The sequence below is a fragment of the Thalassolituus sp. UBA6592 genome (assembly GCF_002433655.1).
Taxonomy (GTDB): Bacteria; Pseudomonadota; Gammaproteobacteria; order Pseudomonadales; family Oceanobacteraceae; genus Venatoribacter.
The window spans coordinates 33,816-49,978 of sequence record NZ_DJIO01000155.1 but is presented as its reverse complement, the minus strand read 5'-3'; the positions used below and the strand labels follow the sequence as shown (position 1 = coordinate 49,978).

At 52.1% G+C, this 16,163-nt stretch carries 19 protein-coding genes; 9 read left to right on the top strand and 10 right to left on the bottom strand.

The annotated features are described in order from the left end of the window. Positions 1-212: 212 nt before the first annotated feature. The 8 genes from rsxA (at position 213) to B2Z72_RS15615 (ending at position 6,171) form a co-directional block, all read left to right on the top strand. Entirely contained in the window at positions 213-785 is a 573-nt protein-coding gene (gene rsxA, locus B2Z72_RS15650; RefSeq protein WP_296982396.1) for an electron transport complex subunit RsxA, read from the top strand. 34 nt (positions 786-819) lie between these two features. Next, a complete protein-coding gene (locus tag B2Z72_RS15645; RefSeq protein WP_296982395.1) occupies positions 820-1,347 on the top strand; it encodes an RnfABCDGE type electron transport complex subunit B in 528 nt (175 codons plus the stop codon). A gap of 2 nt (positions 1,348-1,349) precedes the next feature. Then, a complete protein-coding gene (gene rsxC / locus B2Z72_RS15640; protein WP_296982393.1) occupies positions 1,350-2,930 on the top strand; it encodes an electron transport complex subunit RsxC in 1,581 nt (526 codons plus the stop codon). A 25-nt stretch (positions 2,931-2,955) separates the two neighbouring features. After that, the gene (locus B2Z72_RS15635; protein ID WP_296982391.1) at positions 2,956-4,050 is read left to right on the top strand and encodes an RnfABCDGE type electron transport complex subunit D; all 1,095 of its coding nucleotides are present in this window, start codon (positions 2,956-2,958) and stop codon (positions 4,048-4,050) included. Further along, a complete protein-coding gene (locus B2Z72_RS15630) occupies positions 4,050-4,808 on the top strand; it encodes an RnfABCDGE type electron transport complex subunit G (RefSeq protein WP_296982389.1) in 759 nt (252 codons plus the stop codon). The genes B2Z72_RS15635 and B2Z72_RS15630 overlap by 1 nt, the downstream gene beginning before the upstream one ends. Beyond that, the gene (locus B2Z72_RS15625; protein ID WP_296982387.1) at positions 4,805-5,482 is read left to right on the top strand and encodes an electron transport complex subunit E; all 678 of its coding nucleotides are present in this window, start codon (positions 4,805-4,807) and stop codon (positions 5,480-5,482) included. The genes B2Z72_RS15630 and B2Z72_RS15625 overlap by 4 nt, the downstream gene beginning before the upstream one ends. A gap of 10 nt (positions 5,483-5,492) precedes the next feature. After that, on the top strand, positions 5,493-5,756 hold the full coding sequence (locus tag B2Z72_RS15620; RefSeq protein WP_296982385.1) for an RnfH family protein: 264 nt from the start codon (positions 5,493-5,495) through the stop codon (positions 5,754-5,756). 196 nt (positions 5,757-5,952) lie between these two features. Beyond that, on the top strand, positions 5,953-6,171 hold the full coding sequence (locus B2Z72_RS15615) for a DUF1289 domain-containing protein (RefSeq protein ID WP_296982383.1): 219 nt from the start codon (positions 5,953-5,955) through the stop codon (positions 6,169-6,171). An 82-nt stretch (positions 6,172-6,253) separates the two neighbouring features. Here B2Z72_RS15615 and B2Z72_RS15610 read toward each other — a convergent pair whose 3' ends face one another. Further along, positions 6,254-6,568: a hypothetical protein gene (locus B2Z72_RS15610; RefSeq protein WP_296982381.1), complete on the bottom strand. Its 315-nt coding sequence runs from the start codon at positions 6,566-6,568 to the stop codon at positions 6,254-6,256. Between the two features lie 282 nt (positions 6,569-6,850). Between B2Z72_RS15610 and B2Z72_RS15605 the strand changes: the two genes are divergently transcribed. Then, positions 6,851-7,339, top strand: coding sequence for a hypothetical protein (locus tag B2Z72_RS15605; protein WP_296982379.1), 489 nt, complete (start codon positions 6,851-6,853; stop codon positions 7,337-7,339). Between the two features lie 189 nt (positions 7,340-7,528). On the opposite strand, the gene B2Z72_RS15600 is transcribed toward B2Z72_RS15605, so the two are convergent. The 9 genes from B2Z72_RS15600 to paaB all read right to left on the bottom strand — a co-directional run bounded on the left by B2Z72_RS15600 (position 7,529) and on the right by paaB (position 16,157). Further along, complete coding sequence (locus B2Z72_RS15600; protein ID WP_296982377.1) at positions 7,529-8,020, bottom strand: universal stress protein; 492 nt, start codon at positions 8,018-8,020, stop codon at positions 7,529-7,531. Positions 8,021-8,032: 12 nt separating this feature from the next. Continuing rightward, positions 8,033-9,361 carry a TRAP transporter large permease gene (locus B2Z72_RS15595; RefSeq protein ID WP_296982375.1) on the bottom strand — a complete coding sequence of 443 codons (1,329 nt, stop codon included), beginning with the start codon at positions 9,359-9,361 and terminating at the stop codon, positions 8,033-8,035. Positions 9,362-9,398: 37 nt separating this feature from the next. Continuing rightward, a complete protein-coding gene (locus tag B2Z72_RS15590; protein WP_296982373.1) occupies positions 9,399-9,908 on the bottom strand; it encodes a TRAP transporter small permease in 510 nt (169 codons plus the stop codon). A gap of 2 nt (positions 9,909-9,910) precedes the next feature. After that, a complete protein-coding gene (locus tag B2Z72_RS15585) occupies positions 9,911-10,960 on the bottom strand; it encodes a TRAP transporter substrate-binding protein (protein ID WP_296982372.1) in 1,050 nt (349 codons plus the stop codon). 252 nt (positions 10,961-11,212) lie between these two features. Beyond that, positions 11,213-13,261: a phenylacetic acid degradation bifunctional protein PaaZ gene (gene paaZ / locus B2Z72_RS15580; protein WP_296982370.1), complete on the bottom strand. Its 2,049-nt coding sequence runs from the start codon at positions 13,259-13,261 to the stop codon at positions 11,213-11,215. Between the two features lie 83 nt (positions 13,262-13,344). After that, positions 13,345-14,433 carry a 1,2-phenylacetyl-CoA epoxidase subunit PaaE gene (gene paaE / locus B2Z72_RS15575; protein WP_296982368.1) on the bottom strand — a complete coding sequence of 363 codons (1,089 nt, stop codon included), beginning with the start codon at positions 14,431-14,433 and terminating at the stop codon, positions 13,345-13,347. A gap of 141 nt (positions 14,434-14,574) precedes the next feature. Next, entirely contained in the window at positions 14,575-15,117 is a 543-nt protein-coding gene (paaD, locus tag B2Z72_RS15570; RefSeq protein WP_296982366.1) for a 1,2-phenylacetyl-CoA epoxidase subunit PaaD, read from the bottom strand. Then, complete coding sequence (gene paaC / locus B2Z72_RS15565; RefSeq protein ID WP_296982365.1) at positions 15,104-15,865, bottom strand: 1,2-phenylacetyl-CoA epoxidase subunit PaaC; 762 nt, start codon at positions 15,863-15,865, stop codon at positions 15,104-15,106. Before paaC ends, paaD begins: the two co-directional genes overlap by 14 nt. Before the next feature lie 10 nt (positions 15,866-15,875). Continuing rightward, entirely contained in the window at positions 15,876-16,157 is a 282-nt protein-coding gene (gene paaB / locus B2Z72_RS15560) for a 1,2-phenylacetyl-CoA epoxidase subunit PaaB (RefSeq protein WP_296982363.1), read from the bottom strand. Positions 16,158-16,163: the final 6 nt, after the last annotated feature.

Below are 16,163 nucleotides of genomic sequence, written 5' to 3'. Positions count from 1 at the left end.
CACTGTTTTCAGGCTTTGCAGACCCATGATGCACAAATAAATGCATCCGCCCATGTTCCGCCTCGCCGAAAAATTCCTGTGGCATGTGAAATGCAATAACGCATCAGGCACACATCAGCCTTCACAGAATATGCAGCGCCCCGTCGCCTTTATATAAATCTGCCAATGAAAAACCGGGCTGGCTACTGGGGTAATGGCATGAGGTATGAGATATGGATTACTTACTGATATTGGTGAGCACAGCTCTGGTCAATAATATTGTACTGGTGAAATTCCTTGGGCTTTGTCCGCTGATGGGGGTATCCAGCAGCGTTTCTTCTGCCTGGGGCATGAGTCTGGCGACCACCTTTGTTCTTACCTTATCTGCCCTTCTGAGCTGGCTGATTGAACATCTTTTACTTCAGCCTTTAGACATAGAATTTTTAAGAATCCTCTCCTTTATTCTGATCATCGCTGCTGTGGTGCAGTTCACCGAAGTGATGATGCGTAAAACCAGTCCGGCATTACACAAAGCGCTGGGGATTTTTCTGCCACTCATTACCACCAACTGTGCGGTATTGGGTGTAGCACTGCTGAATATCAACGAAAAACACAATCTGCCGCAGAGCCTGATGTTTGGTCTCGGATCGGCGCTGGGTTTCGTTATCGTTATGGTGATGTTCGCCGGTCTGCGCGAACGTCTGGCATTAGCTAATGTGCCGGCGCTGTTTACCGGTACTCCGATCAGTCTGATTACTGCTGGTCTGTTGTCGCTCATATTTATGGGCTTCAGCGGCATGATCTGACGGCGCAGATAAATAACAGAAAAAAGGAGGCTGTATGTTAATTGCGACTCTGGTACTGACCATTCTGGGTCTGGCACTTGGTGGCCTGCTGGGTCTGGCTGCACGTTTTTTTGCGGTGGAAGAAGCCAGCCCGATCGTTAAGGAAATTGAAGAAATGTTACCTGGCAGTCAGTGCGGACAGTGCGGATTTCCCGGCTGCTCCCCGGCTGCAGAAGCCATGGCCAATGGCAGCGCCGACGTTACCTGCTGCCCTCCGGGCGGCCGCGCCCTTGCTGAGAATCTGGCCAAACTGCTGGACATTGATCTGTCGACGCTCGGTGAAACCGCTGAGCCCAAACTGGCAACCATTGATGAAGACCTCTGCACCGGCTGTACCCGTTGCTACAAAGCCTGTCCGACGGATGCCATCGTCGGCGCCAGCAAACAGATTCATGTGGTCTATGCCGATGCCTGTACCGGCTGCAACCAGTGTGTGGATGCCTGTCCGGAAGACTGCATCAGCCTGATCAGCACGCCGGTAACTCTGACCACCTGGCACTGGACCAAACCTGAGGCAGCCTGATTATGTTATTTGGACTGGGAACCTTCCGCGGCGGTGTACACCCCGACGGTCATAAAGAAGACAGCGGCTTTCTGGCAATTAATACTTCATTGCCTTTGCCTGAGCGCCTGTACCTGCCTCTGTGTCAGCATTCCGGTGAAGATGCGGTGCCATTAGTGCAGGTTGGCGACAGCGTGTTGAAAGGCCAGCGCATTGCCGCAGCAGAAGGACGCCTGTCAGCCAATATTCATGCACCGACGTCCGGCACTATTGTTGGTATTGAAACCATTACCATGCCGCACCCGTCCGGTCTGCCGGCCAACGCCATTATTCTTGAGCCGGACGGCATGGAAAAATGGACGGAACTATGCCCACCGGAAGATCCGTATAAAACCTCTCCGGAAGAACTGGCCAGCCTGGTGGAAGAAGCCGGTATTGTCGGTATGGGCGGTGCGATTTTTCCGGCCGCCATTAAATTACGTCAGGGCCGTCGTTTTGAAATTAAAACCCTGATCGTCAACGGTGGTGAATGTGAACCTTACCTGACCACCGACGACCGCTTAATGCGTGAGCGTGCAGAAGAAATCGTTGAAGGTACCAAACTGGTCCGCTACATCATCGAAGCTTATCGCGCAGTTATCGCGGTTGAAGACAACAAGCCCAAAGCCATCGCCGCCCTGCAGGAAGCCGCCAAAGACATTGGTTCTATCGAAATTATGGTGGTGCCATCCCGTTATCCGATGGGTTCGGCAAAACAATTAATTCAGGCCGTCACTGGCTATGAAGTTCCGGCAGGCAAACGCAGTAACGATATCGGCGTACTGGTGCATAACGTCGCCACTGTGTACGCCATTCAGCAGGCACTGGTGTACGGCCGGCCATTATTATCACGGGTAACCACAGTGGCCGGTGGCTGTGTTGGCCAGCCGCAGAATGTCGAAGCCTTACTGGGCACGCCAATCAGTCATCTGTTTGAACAATGTGGCGGACTGACGAAAACCCCATCCCGTATATTAATGGGTGGGCCAATGATGGGGCAGGTTCTGCCTACCGCCGAAGTGCCATTAATTAAAGGCAGCTCCGGCATTCTGGCGTTAACCAAAGCCGAAGTGAATGAACATATGCCATCGCCCTGCATCCGCTGTGGCCGCTGTGTAGACGCCTGCCCGATGGGTCTGTTGCCGCTGGAAATGTCGCGTAATGCCAAACAGGATGATCTTGATGGCGCCCAGGAAGCAGGTCTGCGCGACTGCATTCTGTGCGGCTCCTGCGCTTATGTCTGCCCGTCCCATATTCCTCTGGTGCAATATTTTGAATACGCCAAAGGTGAACTGGCCGACCGCAGAGCCAGCCAGCAGAAGCTGACCTATACCCAGGAATTAATGGCAGCACGTAAGGATCGTCTGGAAGCCGAAGCCGAAGCCAAGCGCGCAGCAAAAGCCGCGAAAGAAGCAGCTAAGGCAGCCAAAGCCGCGGCTAAAAAAGCAAAAGCGAAAAAAGCAGCGGCAGATGTAAAAACAGAAGTTGCTACAGGCGAAGCCGCTGAGCTGACCGCAGTAAGCGAAGCAAGTGAAGCCAAAGCCACCAGTGAAAGCGAAAGCTGACGTATTTTTGAGAGAGTAATTTGCCATGACTGCTGAACAGGTTTACACGCCCACAGCGTCCCCACACGCTCACGATCGTTCTAGTATCGACCGGATTATGCTTCGCGTCTGCATTGCTCTGACGCCGGTCACCCTGTGGGGCTTTTATTGCTTTGGCTGGCCGGCCATCATTCTGTTCACCATCACCGCTGCCAGCGCTGTCTTAACCGAAGCCCTGTGTCTGTATTTAATCGGCCAGCCGCTCAGCCGCTTAAAAGATAATTCAGCGCTGTTAACCGGCTGGATGCTGGCATTAACTCTGCCGCCATGGGCCCCATGGTGGGTTGGCGTTGGCGGTTCCTTTTTTGCTATTGCCATTGGTAAACAGATTTACGGTGGTATTGGTCAGAACGTATTTAATCCCGCCCTGCTCGCCCGTGTCGCACTGTTAATTTCATTTCCGGTACAGCTGACTACCTGGGTAAACGTTACGCCAATTAACAGCGCATCAGCACCGGGCTTTATAGAATCCCTGAAGATTATTTTTGCCAGTGCGCCACTGGCCGATGGTATGACCGGCGCCACCTGGCTGGGGGCCAGTAAAGCCGCTGCAGCGGGCGGCGCACATATGAGCGACATGATTGCCGCGGATTTCAGTCTGCAGGATGCCTTCTTCGGCATGACCCGTGGCAGTATGGGTGAAACGTCGGAAGCACTGGCACTTATCGGTGGCCTTTATCTGATTATTACCCGCGTCATCAGCTGGCACATACCAATAGCACTGCTGGGCTCGCTGGCCATACTGTCATTACTCGCTTCGCACACCAATGCCGACAGCTATGCCGGGCCGCTGTTCCACCTGACATCCGGCGGCATCATGATCGGTGCATTTTTTTACGCCACTGAATACGTCACATCACCTTCCACTGCTGCCGGCAAAATTATCTTCGGCGTTGGTTGTGGTGTGCTGCTGTTCTGTATCCGCAGCTGGGGCGGTTTTCCGGAAGCGGTGGCGTTTGCCATCCTGCTGATGAACACCCTGACGCCACTGATTGACCGGGCAGTTAAACCGCGGGCGTACGGCCGTAACCGCAAGGGTAGTGCTGCTAAACACGTTTCTGCTTTACGCAAGGTGTCCTGATGATCAGCTTCGATATTCAGCCGTACAAAGAAAAACCGGTTTATCAGGCACTTCTGCTGGGAGGTGCCTGTGCGCTGGTCAGCCTGCTGTTGATTCTTGGTAATCACACAACGCTGCAATCCATCGAAGATCATAAAACCGCCGATAAGCTCGCCATGCTTGCGCAGGTACTTCCGCAGAGCTATTACGATAATGATCCGCTGACCGATACCCGTACGCTGCAGCACGAAGCACTCAGCGCACCGGCCACCTTAATGCTGGCAGAGAAAAATGGTGCGGTAACCGCCGTTGCTGTGCAGCTGTCGATTGCTGGCTGGGGCGGGATTATTAATATGATTCTGGCGGTAACTCCGGATGGACAATTAATGGGCGTGCGTATTATCAGCCACATTGAAACGCCCGGACTGGCAGACAAAATCGAAGTGGAAAAAAGCGACTGGATTACCGGCTTTGATGGCAAGTCTCTGGAGAATGTCAGCGAACAGGGCTGGCATGTAAAAAAAGATGGCGGGGAATTTGATCAGTTTACCGGCGCAACCATTACCCCCCGCGCAGTGGTTAAAGGCGTTCATACCGGGCTGCTGCTGTATCGCAGCTGGGCAGAAAGCGAAGACGGTCTGAAAACTCTGGCGGCGGGCATGACATCAGCCGCAGATGAACAAAGTGCGTCGCCTGAGCGCGTGGAAAAACAGGTGCAACAACAATCACAATCGTCGGCAAAAAATACCGGCAGCGAAGCAACGGAGGCCGCCTCATGAGTCAGTTTCGTCAGATATTCCGTGAAGGGTTATGGGACAACAACGTTGCCATGGGGCAAATGCTGGCTCTGTGCCCACTGCTGGCGGTAACCACCAGTGCCACCAATGGTCTGGGCATGGGCATTGCCTCTCTGGCGGTACTGCTGCTGACCAATATCATTATCTCTTCCGTGCGCGGCGTCATCAGCCCGCAGGTACGGATTCCGGTGCTGATCGTATTAATTGCCACTGTGGTAACTCTGGTTGATATGACCATTAATGCGTTTATGCATGATCTGTATAAAGTGCTGGGGCTGTTTATCGCGCTGATCGTTACTAACTGTGCGATTTTTGGCCGTGCTGAAAGTTACGCCAGCAAGCAACCCGTACTCAACGCAACCGTCGATGCACTGGCCATGGGATTCGGCTTTATGTGGGTGCTGGTCGCGGTAGGTGGTATGCGCGAAATTCTCGGCAGCGGCACCCTGTTTGCCAACGCCTCGCTGTTACTTGGCAGTCATTTCGCCTGGCTGGAAACCACAGTCATTCCAAACTATTCAGGTATTCTGTTGGCAATTCTGCCACCTGGTGCCTTTATGGCGCTGGGTTTCCTGATCGTAATTAAACGCATGATCGACCGCCGCCTGCCACAGAAAGCAGATAACGGGCTGGTTACCATCAGTTCACATTGCTGAGGACAGAAAGATGCAGGTCAGTGTTATTTATGCGATTGCCGGAAAACAACCCTGGATCACACTGGATGTCGATGATGACTGTGTGCTGGCTGAGGCTGTGGAACAGTCCGGCCTTCTGAACAAATACCCGGAAATCGACCTCGACAGTATGCGTGTCGGTATTTTTGGCAAACTGGCAACGCCGGAAAGCGAACTGAAAGACGGCGACCGGGTAGAAATTTATCGTCCGATCACCCGTTCACTGGATGACGATGATGACGACGACGATGATTAATACCAGCCCTTGCTGGCAGCATACTCCTGACTAACCTCCTCTGGTCCTTTGCGAATCCTTTAAGTTGGCATAAAGTTAACAGCGGTACACCATTATCTGAACCAGAAAGGTGCTGAAGGCCGGTAAGGTACTGAAGGAGTAGGTGCTGAGGGGGAGGTACTGAAGGAGACAAAGTGCTGAAAAGGAAAGCTGCAATATGACCTCGGATAAACAGTATGCTGATCACAACAAGAAAGCCGGGCAAGCCATTTCCTCACCCTGCATCAGGAACTGTTGCCTCGACCACAATGATATTTGCCTCGGCTGTTACCGCACACTGGAAGAGATTCGTCATTGGGTAGAATCCACTGTCCAACAAAAGCAAAGTATTCTGGCGCTGTGTGAAGCGCGGCGTCAGGCTGACCGCAAAGGCTGAGCAGGCAGTCAGCGTAAAATTTTTTAATTTAAATTATTAAAAAAAAAGAGCACCGCAGTGCTCTCTTTCAGCCGGATTTAAATCAGCACTGAACCTGATCTTCATCCAGACCCGCATCTCGTGCCTGCTTTTTAGCTTCTTCACAAGCTGCATCTGCAGCTGCCTGAGCTGCTTCCTGAGCTTTGGCAACCGCTGCTTCTACTGCAGCAGTATCGCCACTCTCTGCAGCCGCCATAGCTTCTTCAGCCGCTGCCTGAGCTTCATCAACTTTTGCCTGACTGCTTGCTGCCGGAGCAGTGTCTGCTGCAGCTGTGCTTTCTTTTTCTTCACCACAGGCGGTCAGGCCCAGAGTAAAAACGGTCGCCAGAGTCAAAGCAAAAAAATTACGTGTTTTCATTCCATTTGTCCTTTTTTGGATAATCAGCTTCCTGGCCGGATTCCCTGATTCAGCCGGCAGACTATTGTCCTGCCGGGCGGTGGCGTCCGGTCCGCGGGCAGTATTGCGATAGCGGATCACTGGAAAAAGCTACCGTTTCACATTTTGATAATGATATAAACACGATTAACGCCAGAGAAATTTCAGCGGCATACTCTGACTAAACACTGATTAAATTCCGACCAGATGTGCAAGGCAGCGCAGGAGATTTCTGCAGCGATACGCGGCAGCACAGGTAAGAATATGTCCGCAATCCGCAATCTGATGTTAAGCTGCATAAATAGCGGCTTCTGCAAACGAGGAAAGTACATGGATGTAACGGCAAAAACCACAGACTCTGGCCGGCGAGGCATATTGGTATCGACAGGTCTTCTGCTGGGAGCGATGGCAGCGCAGCCGTTTTTGTTTATCTTTTCCAAAATACTGCCGGCATCATTCTGGAGCACCTTGCTGCCTCCCCCCTTTGCCGCTGGCTGGCTGATCAGCTTTATACTGTTAACACCTGCGGTATGGACAGCTATTCATCTTCAGCAGGCATTTAAAAATACGCTCTACACACTTTGCTGTACCCTGCTGCCAGGTGTGCCACTGGCCCTGACGATAATCTCAGCATCCACGTCCGTGAATAATCTGAGCTACCAATATATCTGGGCATTACTCATCCTAATGCCGCCCGCCATGCTGCAGCTGGTACTGTTTTCAGCGTATAAGTTTTTGCAAAAAAGAAGATAACTCTGATGAATCCAGCGCTGACTGAACACAGCCAGACTTAAGCGAATGCGGGTAGAAAGAAAAAAGCGGGGGCTGGAACCCCCGGAAAGCCGGCTTACACCGGCGAGGTTGCTAATCAGGCAGTTCTGATCAGGAGCTTACTCAGTAACTTGTTCAGGAAGTTCGTCATTCGATCAGTCAGAGGGTCGGTCATGAGGTCAAAGGAACGACCAATACCGGTCGCTTACTGTGTTCAATCACTTTGCCCGCAGTCGAACCAATCAATACTTTGCCCAGACTGTGATCATGACGGGTTCCCATCACGATCACACTGGCACGGATTTCATCCGCTACTTTAAGAATTTCCCGCCAGGGCTCGCCCTCAGTGACTTTAGCATCCAGCTGCCCAGCCTGAAGCCGCTCGTCTTCGTCCAGCTCAGTGTCACAGAAAGCCTGCACACGCTTAAAAATCCCTTCGTGAACTTCCTGTACACAACTGTCGTGCATCGCCTGCAGGGATTTATCACGGGCCATCATTTCTTTAACAATCTTCTCAGCCTGCGCCCCTGCCGATTCAATCACATGCAGATAGGTGATATGCGATTCATAGTGTCCACATAAGCTGACCGCTGCGCGGAAGGCAGGGCGCGATCCTTCGCGCAGATCGGATGCATAAAGAATACGTTTAACTCCGGGTAACATAGACGCCTCCTGTCAGCGGTATAAAAGTTCTGGCAGCACCAGGGTGATCACCGGTACCAGAGTAATCAGTGCCAGACGGACAATATCTGCGCACCAGAACGGCGTGACGCCTTTAAAAATCGTCGCCGGATTAATATTCCGTATCACCGCATTCAGAACGAAGATATTCATCCCCACCGGCGGTGTAATCAGGCTGATTTCAGTAACCACAACCACCACGATACCGAACCACACCAGATCGAAACCCAAGCTTTCAACCAGTGGATAGAAAATAGGCACAGTCAGCAGCAGCATGGACAGACTTTCAAACACCATACCCAGCACAATATAAATACCGAGAATTACCAGGATGACACCCAGCGGACTGACATCCAGCGAAGTCACAAACGCCAGCAGATCGTCCGGCAGTCCGGCACGGTTAATAAAGTCAGAGAAGATCAGCGCACCGATCACTACACCAAACAGCATGGCCGTGGTGCGCCCGGTATCACTTAAGGCAGCAAACAGCAGACCCGGTGACAGAGTGCGGCGGAACAGCGCAATCAATAATGCACCACCGGCACCGATACCCGCAGCTTCGGTTGGGGTAAAAATACCGAGATAAATACCGCCCATCACCAGCGTGAACAGCGCGACAACACCCCAGACGCCTTTCATCGCCATAAAGCGTTCTTTCCACGGCAGTTTCTCACCGGCCGGACCTGCTTCCGGGTTACGCCATACCACGTATTTCACCGCGCCCAGATACATAAGCACACCGAGCAGGCCCGGAATAAAACCGGCAGCAAAAAGTTCACGGATACTGGTTTCTGTCAGCAGGCCGTAAATAACCAGAATCACACTCGGTGGAATCAGAATTCCCAGAGTACCGCCGGCAGCAATGGAGGCTGTCGCCAGCGAATCGGCATAGCCGTATTTACGCATTGGCGGCATAGCTACCTTGGCCATGGTCGCTGATGTTGCCAACGATGAGCCACAGATCGCCGAGAAGCCACCACAGGCAACGACGGTTGCCATCGACAGACCACCCTTGTGATGCCCTAAAAACGCGTTGGACGCACGATACAGTGCCTGAGACAGGCCTGAGTTAGTTACCAGATTGCCCATCAAAATAAACAGTGGAATTACCGACAGTCCATATTCCTGCACCGTATCGATAACACGGTTGGAAGCCATGGAAAGAACACCGCTCCAGCGGAAATCCATAAAATTATCGAAGCCCAGGCCCTGCAGATAAGCAAAGCCAAAAAAGCCGGTAAAACCCATGGCGAACGCAATGGGAATACGCACTACAATGATCAGAATCAGAAGTATGGCAAAGCCAATCAATGCAACAGTCATAACGCAACCTAAATCTCAGCAGTTGGTTTTAAGGTGATTATTTTTCTTTAATCACACGGTACAGGCCATAACTGATCATCATGGCAGCGCAGACGTAACTCATCACTGAGATGTACTGCACGATATAGCCCGTAGGAATTTCCAGGTATTCAGTCACTACGTCCCTGCGCAACGAACGCTCTGCCAGATACCACATGCGGCTGGCCAATGCGTAAAAAGCACCGGCAACCAGAATGACGGATAACAGACCCAGCGCTTTTACCAGCCAGTAATTCATATAGCGGTCGAGCAGATCCACCACCACATGGCCGCCACGCCAGGTGATAACCGGCATTTCTGCGAAAATAATGACGGCCAGAGCAATCTCCGTCATTTCTGTACTGCCGTTGATGGCATTGCCGAGAAAATACCGGCCAATGACATCAACACAGGTGAGCAATACCAATGCAAACAGAACACAACCTGCAATACATTCGAGAAAAAAGGCCAGCCATTTGACTGGCCCTTTTTCCTCATAGTGTTCTGATACCCAATCAGACACAGACATAATTATTCTTCCGCAGCAACGCTTTGAGCAGGTTTATAGGTGTGCGCAATATCACGCAGTTCTTTCATCACCGCCGGACCGTCAACTTCGCGGTCAGCGACAGACTCAACCCAGATCTGATCCATACCGGAAATCATCTTGTTGAATTCAACCGCCAGTGGTGAATCGGCGCTCAGCTCGTTGATTTCAACACCGGCTTTACGGGCTTCTTCGTAGCCTTCCATATCACCCTCTTCCCAGGCACGACCAGCCATGGCAGACAGCTTTTCACCGGATACAGCCAGGATGGCTTCACGATCACGATCGTCCAGATCTTCCATAAATTCAGGGTTAATAAACATGGAGAAGCTACCCATATACATACCGGCAGGGAATACAGTGATGTATTTGGTCACTTCATTCAGACGCAGACTTTTCTGTTGAGCCATTGGCATAAAGATGCCGTCAATAACACCCTGCTGCAGCATTTCGTAGGCTTTTGTGGCTGGCGCACCGACCGGCGTCAGTTTCATACGCTCGGCCAGTTCAGTCTGAACACCACCGCCTACACGGATTTTTTTACCTTCAATATCGGCCAGGGTTTTTATCGGAAAGTTTGACTGAATAGTACCCGGACCGTGGGAGAACATTGCCAGCACCTGCAGGCCTTCAAATTCGCCAGCCTGACGCAGGTGTTCATCGTACACACGCCAGAGCGCCACAGAAGCCGCTTCAGCGCCAACCCCCAGACCAGGCTCTTCTACGATCTGTGGTAATTTAAAACGGCCCGGTACATAGCCATGAAAGCTGAAGGAAGCATCAACAACACCATCTTCCACTAACTGGAACATGGTTTTCGGATGGCCAAGGCCATACTCGAGTTTTACTTTAACGCGCCCTTCCGTCGCTTCTTCAACCCATTTAGCCCAGGTCGGCCACACCACTTCGTTCTGCTTATCCGTCGGTGGCAACCAGGTACCCACACGCAGAACCGTTTCAGCGGCGGCATTAAATGAAGCAAACAGAGTAGTGGCCAGCAGGCCGGCAGAGGCAATTTTTTTAAGCGTATTCATAATTAGCACCTTGCTGTTTAATTATTGTTTTATTCGGGGTGATCCACACGACTGTACAGATTCACCCATTTCACACCTGACTGATCAGGCAATGAACCGGTAAGAAGGCCGACGCTCAGTTGATAAGGCTTCTGGCCCCTGATACGTCAGCTTTCTCTGATTGCTCTGAAGACAGAGACAATCGTTGTTATTGTTATCTATCCGAAAACCTTCAAAGGATATGAAAAAAGCTTTTCACACCCCCCTGTTGTTTCAGTCTTTCTTTTTAACCAATGTCAGGATGTCATAGCTGGCGACTAACTCACCCTCCTGATTAGTCACCTGAACATCCCAGGCGACAACGCCCTGTGGTTCACCTTTAGGGCTTTCTTTGCCCTGATCAATTTTGCGCTTACAGGTCAGGCGTGCCTGAATGGTGTCGCCGATACCCACCGGGGTAATAAAGCGCAGGTTATCCAGACCATAATTCGCCAGAACCGGACCAACACCCGGAGATACAAACAGCCCCGCAGCGGCAGAGAGCACGAAATAGCCATGAGCAATACGCTTCTCGAACTGAGAATCGCGGGCTGCCAGCTCATCAAAATGCATGTAGAAATGATCACCGGACAGGCAACCGAAATTGACGATATCCGCTTCGGTTACGGTACGGCGGTGAGTCAGCAGCGACTCGCCGATCTGTACTTCTTCAAAGTGACGACGGAATGGATGCACATCGGTTTCAATGGTGTCGGCTCCACGCACATATTCACGGCTTACGGCCGTCAGCATGGTCGGTGATCCCTGGATCGCTGCGCGCTGCAGATAATGTTTCACTGCGCGGATACCACCCAGCTCTTCACCGCCACCGGCGCGACCAGGACCACCGTGTTTCAGCATTGGCAGCGGTGAACCATGACCAGTGGATTCTTTTGACGATTTTTCATCAAGGATATGTACACGACCGTGATAAGAGGCCATCACAGGTACCATGTCGGCAGCAATAGCCGGATCACGGGTCACCAATGAAGAAACAAGAGAACCTTTACCACGGGCCGCCAGTGCCAGCGCATGATCAGTATCACGGTATGGCATCAGCGTGCTGACCGGACCAAAGGCTTCGATATCGTGGGCACCGCAGTCGCCATCCGGTGTGTTATTAAGCAGCAGTGTCGGCTCGAAGAATGCACCGTTTTCTGTGCCTTCACCCTGAGTAGCGAAATCACGGCTGTTACCGCAAACCACTTCACTGGTTGCCATCAGTGCTTCCAGCTGATGACGCACATCTTTCTGCTGATCGTGGGATGCCAGTGCGCCCATACGAACACCTTCAAGGCGTGGATCACCCACAGTCACTTTTGCCAGTCGTGCAGCAATTCTTTCAGCCACTGCATCAATGCGGTTTTCCGGCACCAGTACACGACGGATCGCGGTACATTTCTGCCCGGCTTTCACCGTCATTTCTGACACAACTTCCTTAACAAACAGATCGAATTCAACATCATCCGGCGTAACATCCGGCGCCAGAATCGCACAGTTTAGAGAGTCGGCCTCAGCATTGAATGGAACAGAATTTTTAATCAGATTTTCATTGGTACGCAGCATGGCGGCGGTGCTGGCAGAACCGGTAAAGGTAACCATATCCTGACCATCTACCCGATCCAGCAGATCACCGGTACGGCCGATCACCAGCTGCAGACTGCCCTGCGGTAACAGGCCGGATTGGTGCATCAGCCGCACGGCAGCTTCGGTCAGATAACTGGTCGCCGACGCCGGTTTAACAATGCACGGCATACCCGCAAGGAAGTTCGGCGCAAACTTTTCCAGCATGCCCCAGACCGGGAAGTTGAAGGCATTAATATGCACAGCAACACCACGGCGCGGCACCAGAATATGTGAGCCACAGAACTGACCTTCACGGCCCAGTGGCATGGCATCGCCTTCATGAATTAAGTTGCCGGATGGTAGTTCGCGTCGCCCCAGGCTGGCATAAGCGAACAGGGTGCCGGCACCACCCTCAATATCCACCCAGCTGTCGATGCGTGTCGCACCGCTGAGGGCAGATATTTCATAAAGACTTTCCTTATGATCCATCAGGTATTTACCCAGCGCACGCAGGCAGGAGGCGCGGGTCTGGAAATCCATTTCCAGCAGGGATTTCTGACCTGTGGTACGGGCGTAATCCAGCGACTCAGCGAAATCAATCTGTTCCGCATGCGTGTGATAAATCACTTCACCATTGACCGCGCTGGTCAGTGACTGTGCTGCTTCCTGGCCGAGCCATTGGCCGGCAATAAAACTCTGTAATGTCGGGGCTGACATAATTGCCTCCGCTTTTTCTGCGTTGAATAAATTCTTGTTTTTTATCGTGCTACTTTTTACTTTCTTTACCGCTCAGCAGCCGGTCAGATTTCATCGAAATCCAGCACCACTTTGTCCGATACCGGATACGACTGACAGGACAGCACATAACCGGCTTCCACTTCGTAATCTTCCAGCCCGAGGCTGACATCCATATCGACTTCGCCTTCAATCACTTTGCATTTACAGGTAGAGCAGACACCAGCTTTACAGGAGAACGGCAGATCGGCACCGTTTTCGTTACCGGCTTCCAGCAGGCTCTGAGTGTTCTGTTTCAGCTCAAAACTCATGGCATGACCGTCACGGATCACAGTAACGTCGGTCATATCAGTATGCTGTTGAGCAGCCTGAGCCCGCTGTTCGCGCTTGCGCTCTTTTTCCTGCGCGCTGCCAGCAGCTTCAAATAATTCAAAGTGAATCTTCTCAGCCGGTGTTCCGCTTTCTTTCAGCATGTCGCGCACCGTTTCAGTCATGGCCTGCGGACCGCAGATAAATGCACCGTCCAGGCTTTTCACATCAATCCAGCGGGCAAACAACGAGCGGCATTTATCGGCATCGATATGGCCGTTATAAAGATCAATATCCTGCTGCTCACGACTGAAGACAAAAATCAGGTTAAAGCGACCAAGATAGTCATTTTTTAAATCTTCCAGCTGTTCACGGAACATGGTGGACGACGTTGCGCGGTTGCCGTACAGCAGAGTAATTTCGCTGTCAGGTTCGGTTTCCAGGGTGGTTCGGGCGATCGACAGGATCGGGGTGATGCCACTGCCGGCAGCCACCAGCAGATAATGGCCTTTACGTGCCGGATCCAGTTCTGCATAAAAAGAGCCCATAGGAGGCATCACTTCAAGGGCGTCCCCCACCGACAGTGCATCATTGGCAAAGGAAGAAAAAACACCGCCCGGCACTTTTTTAATGGCTACGCGGATTTCGCCGTCGTTAACACCACTGCAGATGGAATAAGAACGGCGCACTTCTTCACCGTTAATGGCTGTTTTCAGTGTCAGGTACTGGCCCTGTTTAAAACGGAAATCACCGGCCAGTTCCGCGGGAATATCGAATACCAGGGATACTGAATCACGGGTTTCTCTGCGTTTATCCGCAACCGTCAGGGAATGAAATGTTGTCATCATTTTCTCCTTTAACCGCATCCTCAGTGGTGTATCTGAGTGCTGCTGGTTCAGCCTTCGTTCCGGGTTCTGTTTATCGCCAGAACCTGCGGCCACGAATGGCGTTGTTGTTATTTTCTGAGCTGCTTTTAACGGCAGCTGTCAGATGCACTTAAAGTAATCAAACGGCTCAAGACAATCGTTACAGCGGTACAGGGCTTTGCACGCTGTGGAACCGAATTCACTCAGCTGCTCTGTGTGCTCACTGCCACACTGTGGACAATGCACCTGCACGGGTTCACCCAACAGCGAACGCTTGCTGGCACTGGCCGCTGGCGGCGCAATACCGTAAGCCTTTAACTTTTCCCGGCCTTCTGCGGTAATCCAGTCAGTGGTCCAGGCCGGGTCGAGTTTCTGTGTCAGCTGTGGATTAACAAATCCCGCCTGCAGCAGAGCATCGCGTACCGCTTCTTCAATAAATTCCGTGGCCGGACAACCGGAATAGGTCGGTGTAATCAGCACCTGCAAATGCTCATCCTGCCAGAACACTTCGCGCACGATGCCGAGGTCGACCACACTCACCGCCGGCACTTCCGGGTCCGGTACGTCGTTCAGTACCTGCCAGGCAAAATCAATGTCCGCAGCACTGCCACTGATACGTAATTCAGCGGCGCTGTCGGTGGAAATCAGATCACCAGCTCGCATCCGGATACGCTCTCTGCAGGAACTGCATTTCTGCCAGCAAAATACCGAGGTGTTCGGTGTGTTTGCCTTCACGACCACTCAGATAAAAGCTGCGCGCATTGTCCGGCACGGTCAGCGTTGCCCGGGCAAATACATCAGCCACGGTCTGTGCCCATTGCTGCGCCAACTGATCGCCCTGCGGAATAATGCCGGTGGCCGTCAGCTGCTCAATAACCTCATCGCTTTCCTGCAGCTCAAACGTGAAACGCCACAGAGTGTCGACGGCGGCTTCCATACGCTGATGGCTTTCTTCGGTGCCGTCACCCAGACGCTCAATCCATTCGCTGGAACGGCGCAGGTGATAGGTCACTTCTTTTAATGATTTCGCTGCAATCGCCGCAATACGTTGATCAGCAGAAACGGTTAATGCTTCCAGCAGGTGGTATTGCCAGGCGTCGTATAAAAATTGTTTGGTCATAGTGACGGCGTAGTCACCGTTCGGCTGTTCCACTAACAGCAGATTACGGAATGCACGCTCGTCACGACGGAAACCCAGCATGTCGGCATCGCATCCGTCGTTAATTTTTTCTGCGGCGTAATCGAGCCAGTTGCGCGCCTGACCGACCAGATCCAGACCGACATTCATTAATGCCATCTCTTCTTCCAGTGCCGGCGCGTGGCCACACCATTCGCATAAACGCTGTCCCTGAATCAGGGCACTGTCGCCCATGCGCAGCAGAAATTCGCTCAGTTCATCGTATTTCTTCATTGCATCAGCCTCACATATGTCCTACTTCATCCGGCAGTTCGTAAAAACTGGCGTGGCGATAAACCTTGTCGTCCGACGGATCGAACAGTGGTTCTTTTTCGTCAGTGGCGGTGGCGGTAATCGCAGAAGAAGGCACCACCCAAATACTCACGCCTTCGTTACGGCGAGTATAAAGATCGCGGGCATTTTCAATGGCCATCTGATCATCAGCGGCGTGAACACTGCCAACGTGCTTGTGATTCAGGCCGTGTTTACTGCGAACAAAAACTTCAAAAAGGGTCCATTGCGACATTATGTT

Bases quoted from the DNA above. Each gene is read 5' to 3' on its own strand.
- B2Z72_RS15585 (WP_296982372.1), bottom strand. From the start codon at position 10,960: ATGAATACGCTTAAAAAAATTGCCTCTGCCGGCCTGCTGGCCACTACT.
- B2Z72_RS15600 (WP_296982377.1), bottom strand. From the start codon at position 8,020: ATGTTACCCGGAGTTAAACGTATTCTTTATGCATCCGATCTGCGCGAA.
- B2Z72_RS15630 (WP_296982389.1), top strand. From the start codon at position 4,050: ATGATCAGCTTCGATATTCAGCCGTACAAAGAAAAACCGGTTTATCAG.
- B2Z72_RS15645 (WP_296982395.1), top strand. From the start codon at position 820: ATGTTAATTGCGACTCTGGTACTGACCATTCTGGGTCTGGCACTTGGT.
- B2Z72_RS15615 (WP_296982383.1), top strand. From the start codon at position 5,953: ATGACCTCGGATAAACAGTATGCTGATCACAACAAGAAAGCCGGGCAA.
- B2Z72_RS15605 (WP_296982379.1), top strand. From the start codon at position 6,851: ATGTCCGCAATCCGCAATCTGATGTTAAGCTGCATAAATAGCGGCTTC.
- paaC (WP_296982365.1), bottom strand. From the start codon at position 15,865: ATGAAGAAATACGATGAACTGAGCGAATTTCTGCTGCGCATGGGCGAC.
- paaD (WP_296982366.1), bottom strand. From the start codon at position 15,117: ATGCGAGCTGGTGATCTGATTTCCACCGACAGCGCCGCTGAATTACGT.
- B2Z72_RS15625 (WP_296982387.1), top strand. From the start codon at position 4,805: ATGAGTCAGTTTCGTCAGATATTCCGTGAAGGGTTATGGGACAACAAC.
- paaB (WP_296982363.1), bottom strand. From the start codon at position 16,157: ATGTCGCAATGGACCCTTTTTGAAGTTTTTGTTCGCAGTAAACACGGC.
- paaZ (WP_296982370.1), bottom strand. From the start codon at position 13,261: ATGTCAGCCCCGACATTACAGAGTTTTATTGCCGGCCAATGGCTCGGC.
- paaE (WP_296982368.1), bottom strand. From the start codon at position 14,433: ATGACAACATTTCATTCCCTGACGGTTGCGGATAAACGCAGAGAAACC.
- rsxC (WP_296982393.1), top strand. From the start codon at position 1,350: ATGTTATTTGGACTGGGAACCTTCCGCGGCGGTGTACACCCCGACGGT.
- B2Z72_RS15610 (WP_296982381.1), bottom strand. From the start codon at position 6,568: ATGAAAACACGTAATTTTTTTGCTTTGACTCTGGCGACCGTTTTTACT.
- B2Z72_RS15595 (WP_296982375.1), bottom strand. From the start codon at position 9,361: ATGACTGTTGCATTGATTGGCTTTGCCATACTTCTGATTCTGATCATT.
- B2Z72_RS15590 (WP_296982373.1), bottom strand. From the start codon at position 9,908: ATGTCTGTGTCTGATTGGGTATCAGAACACTATGAGGAAAAAGGGCCA.
- rsxA (WP_296982396.1), top strand. From the start codon at position 213: ATGGATTACTTACTGATATTGGTGAGCACAGCTCTGGTCAATAATATT.
- B2Z72_RS15620 (WP_296982385.1), top strand. From the start codon at position 5,493: ATGCAGGTCAGTGTTATTTATGCGATTGCCGGAAAACAACCCTGGATC.
- B2Z72_RS15635 (WP_296982391.1), top strand. From the start codon at position 2,956: ATGACTGCTGAACAGGTTTACACGCCCACAGCGTCCCCACACGCTCAC.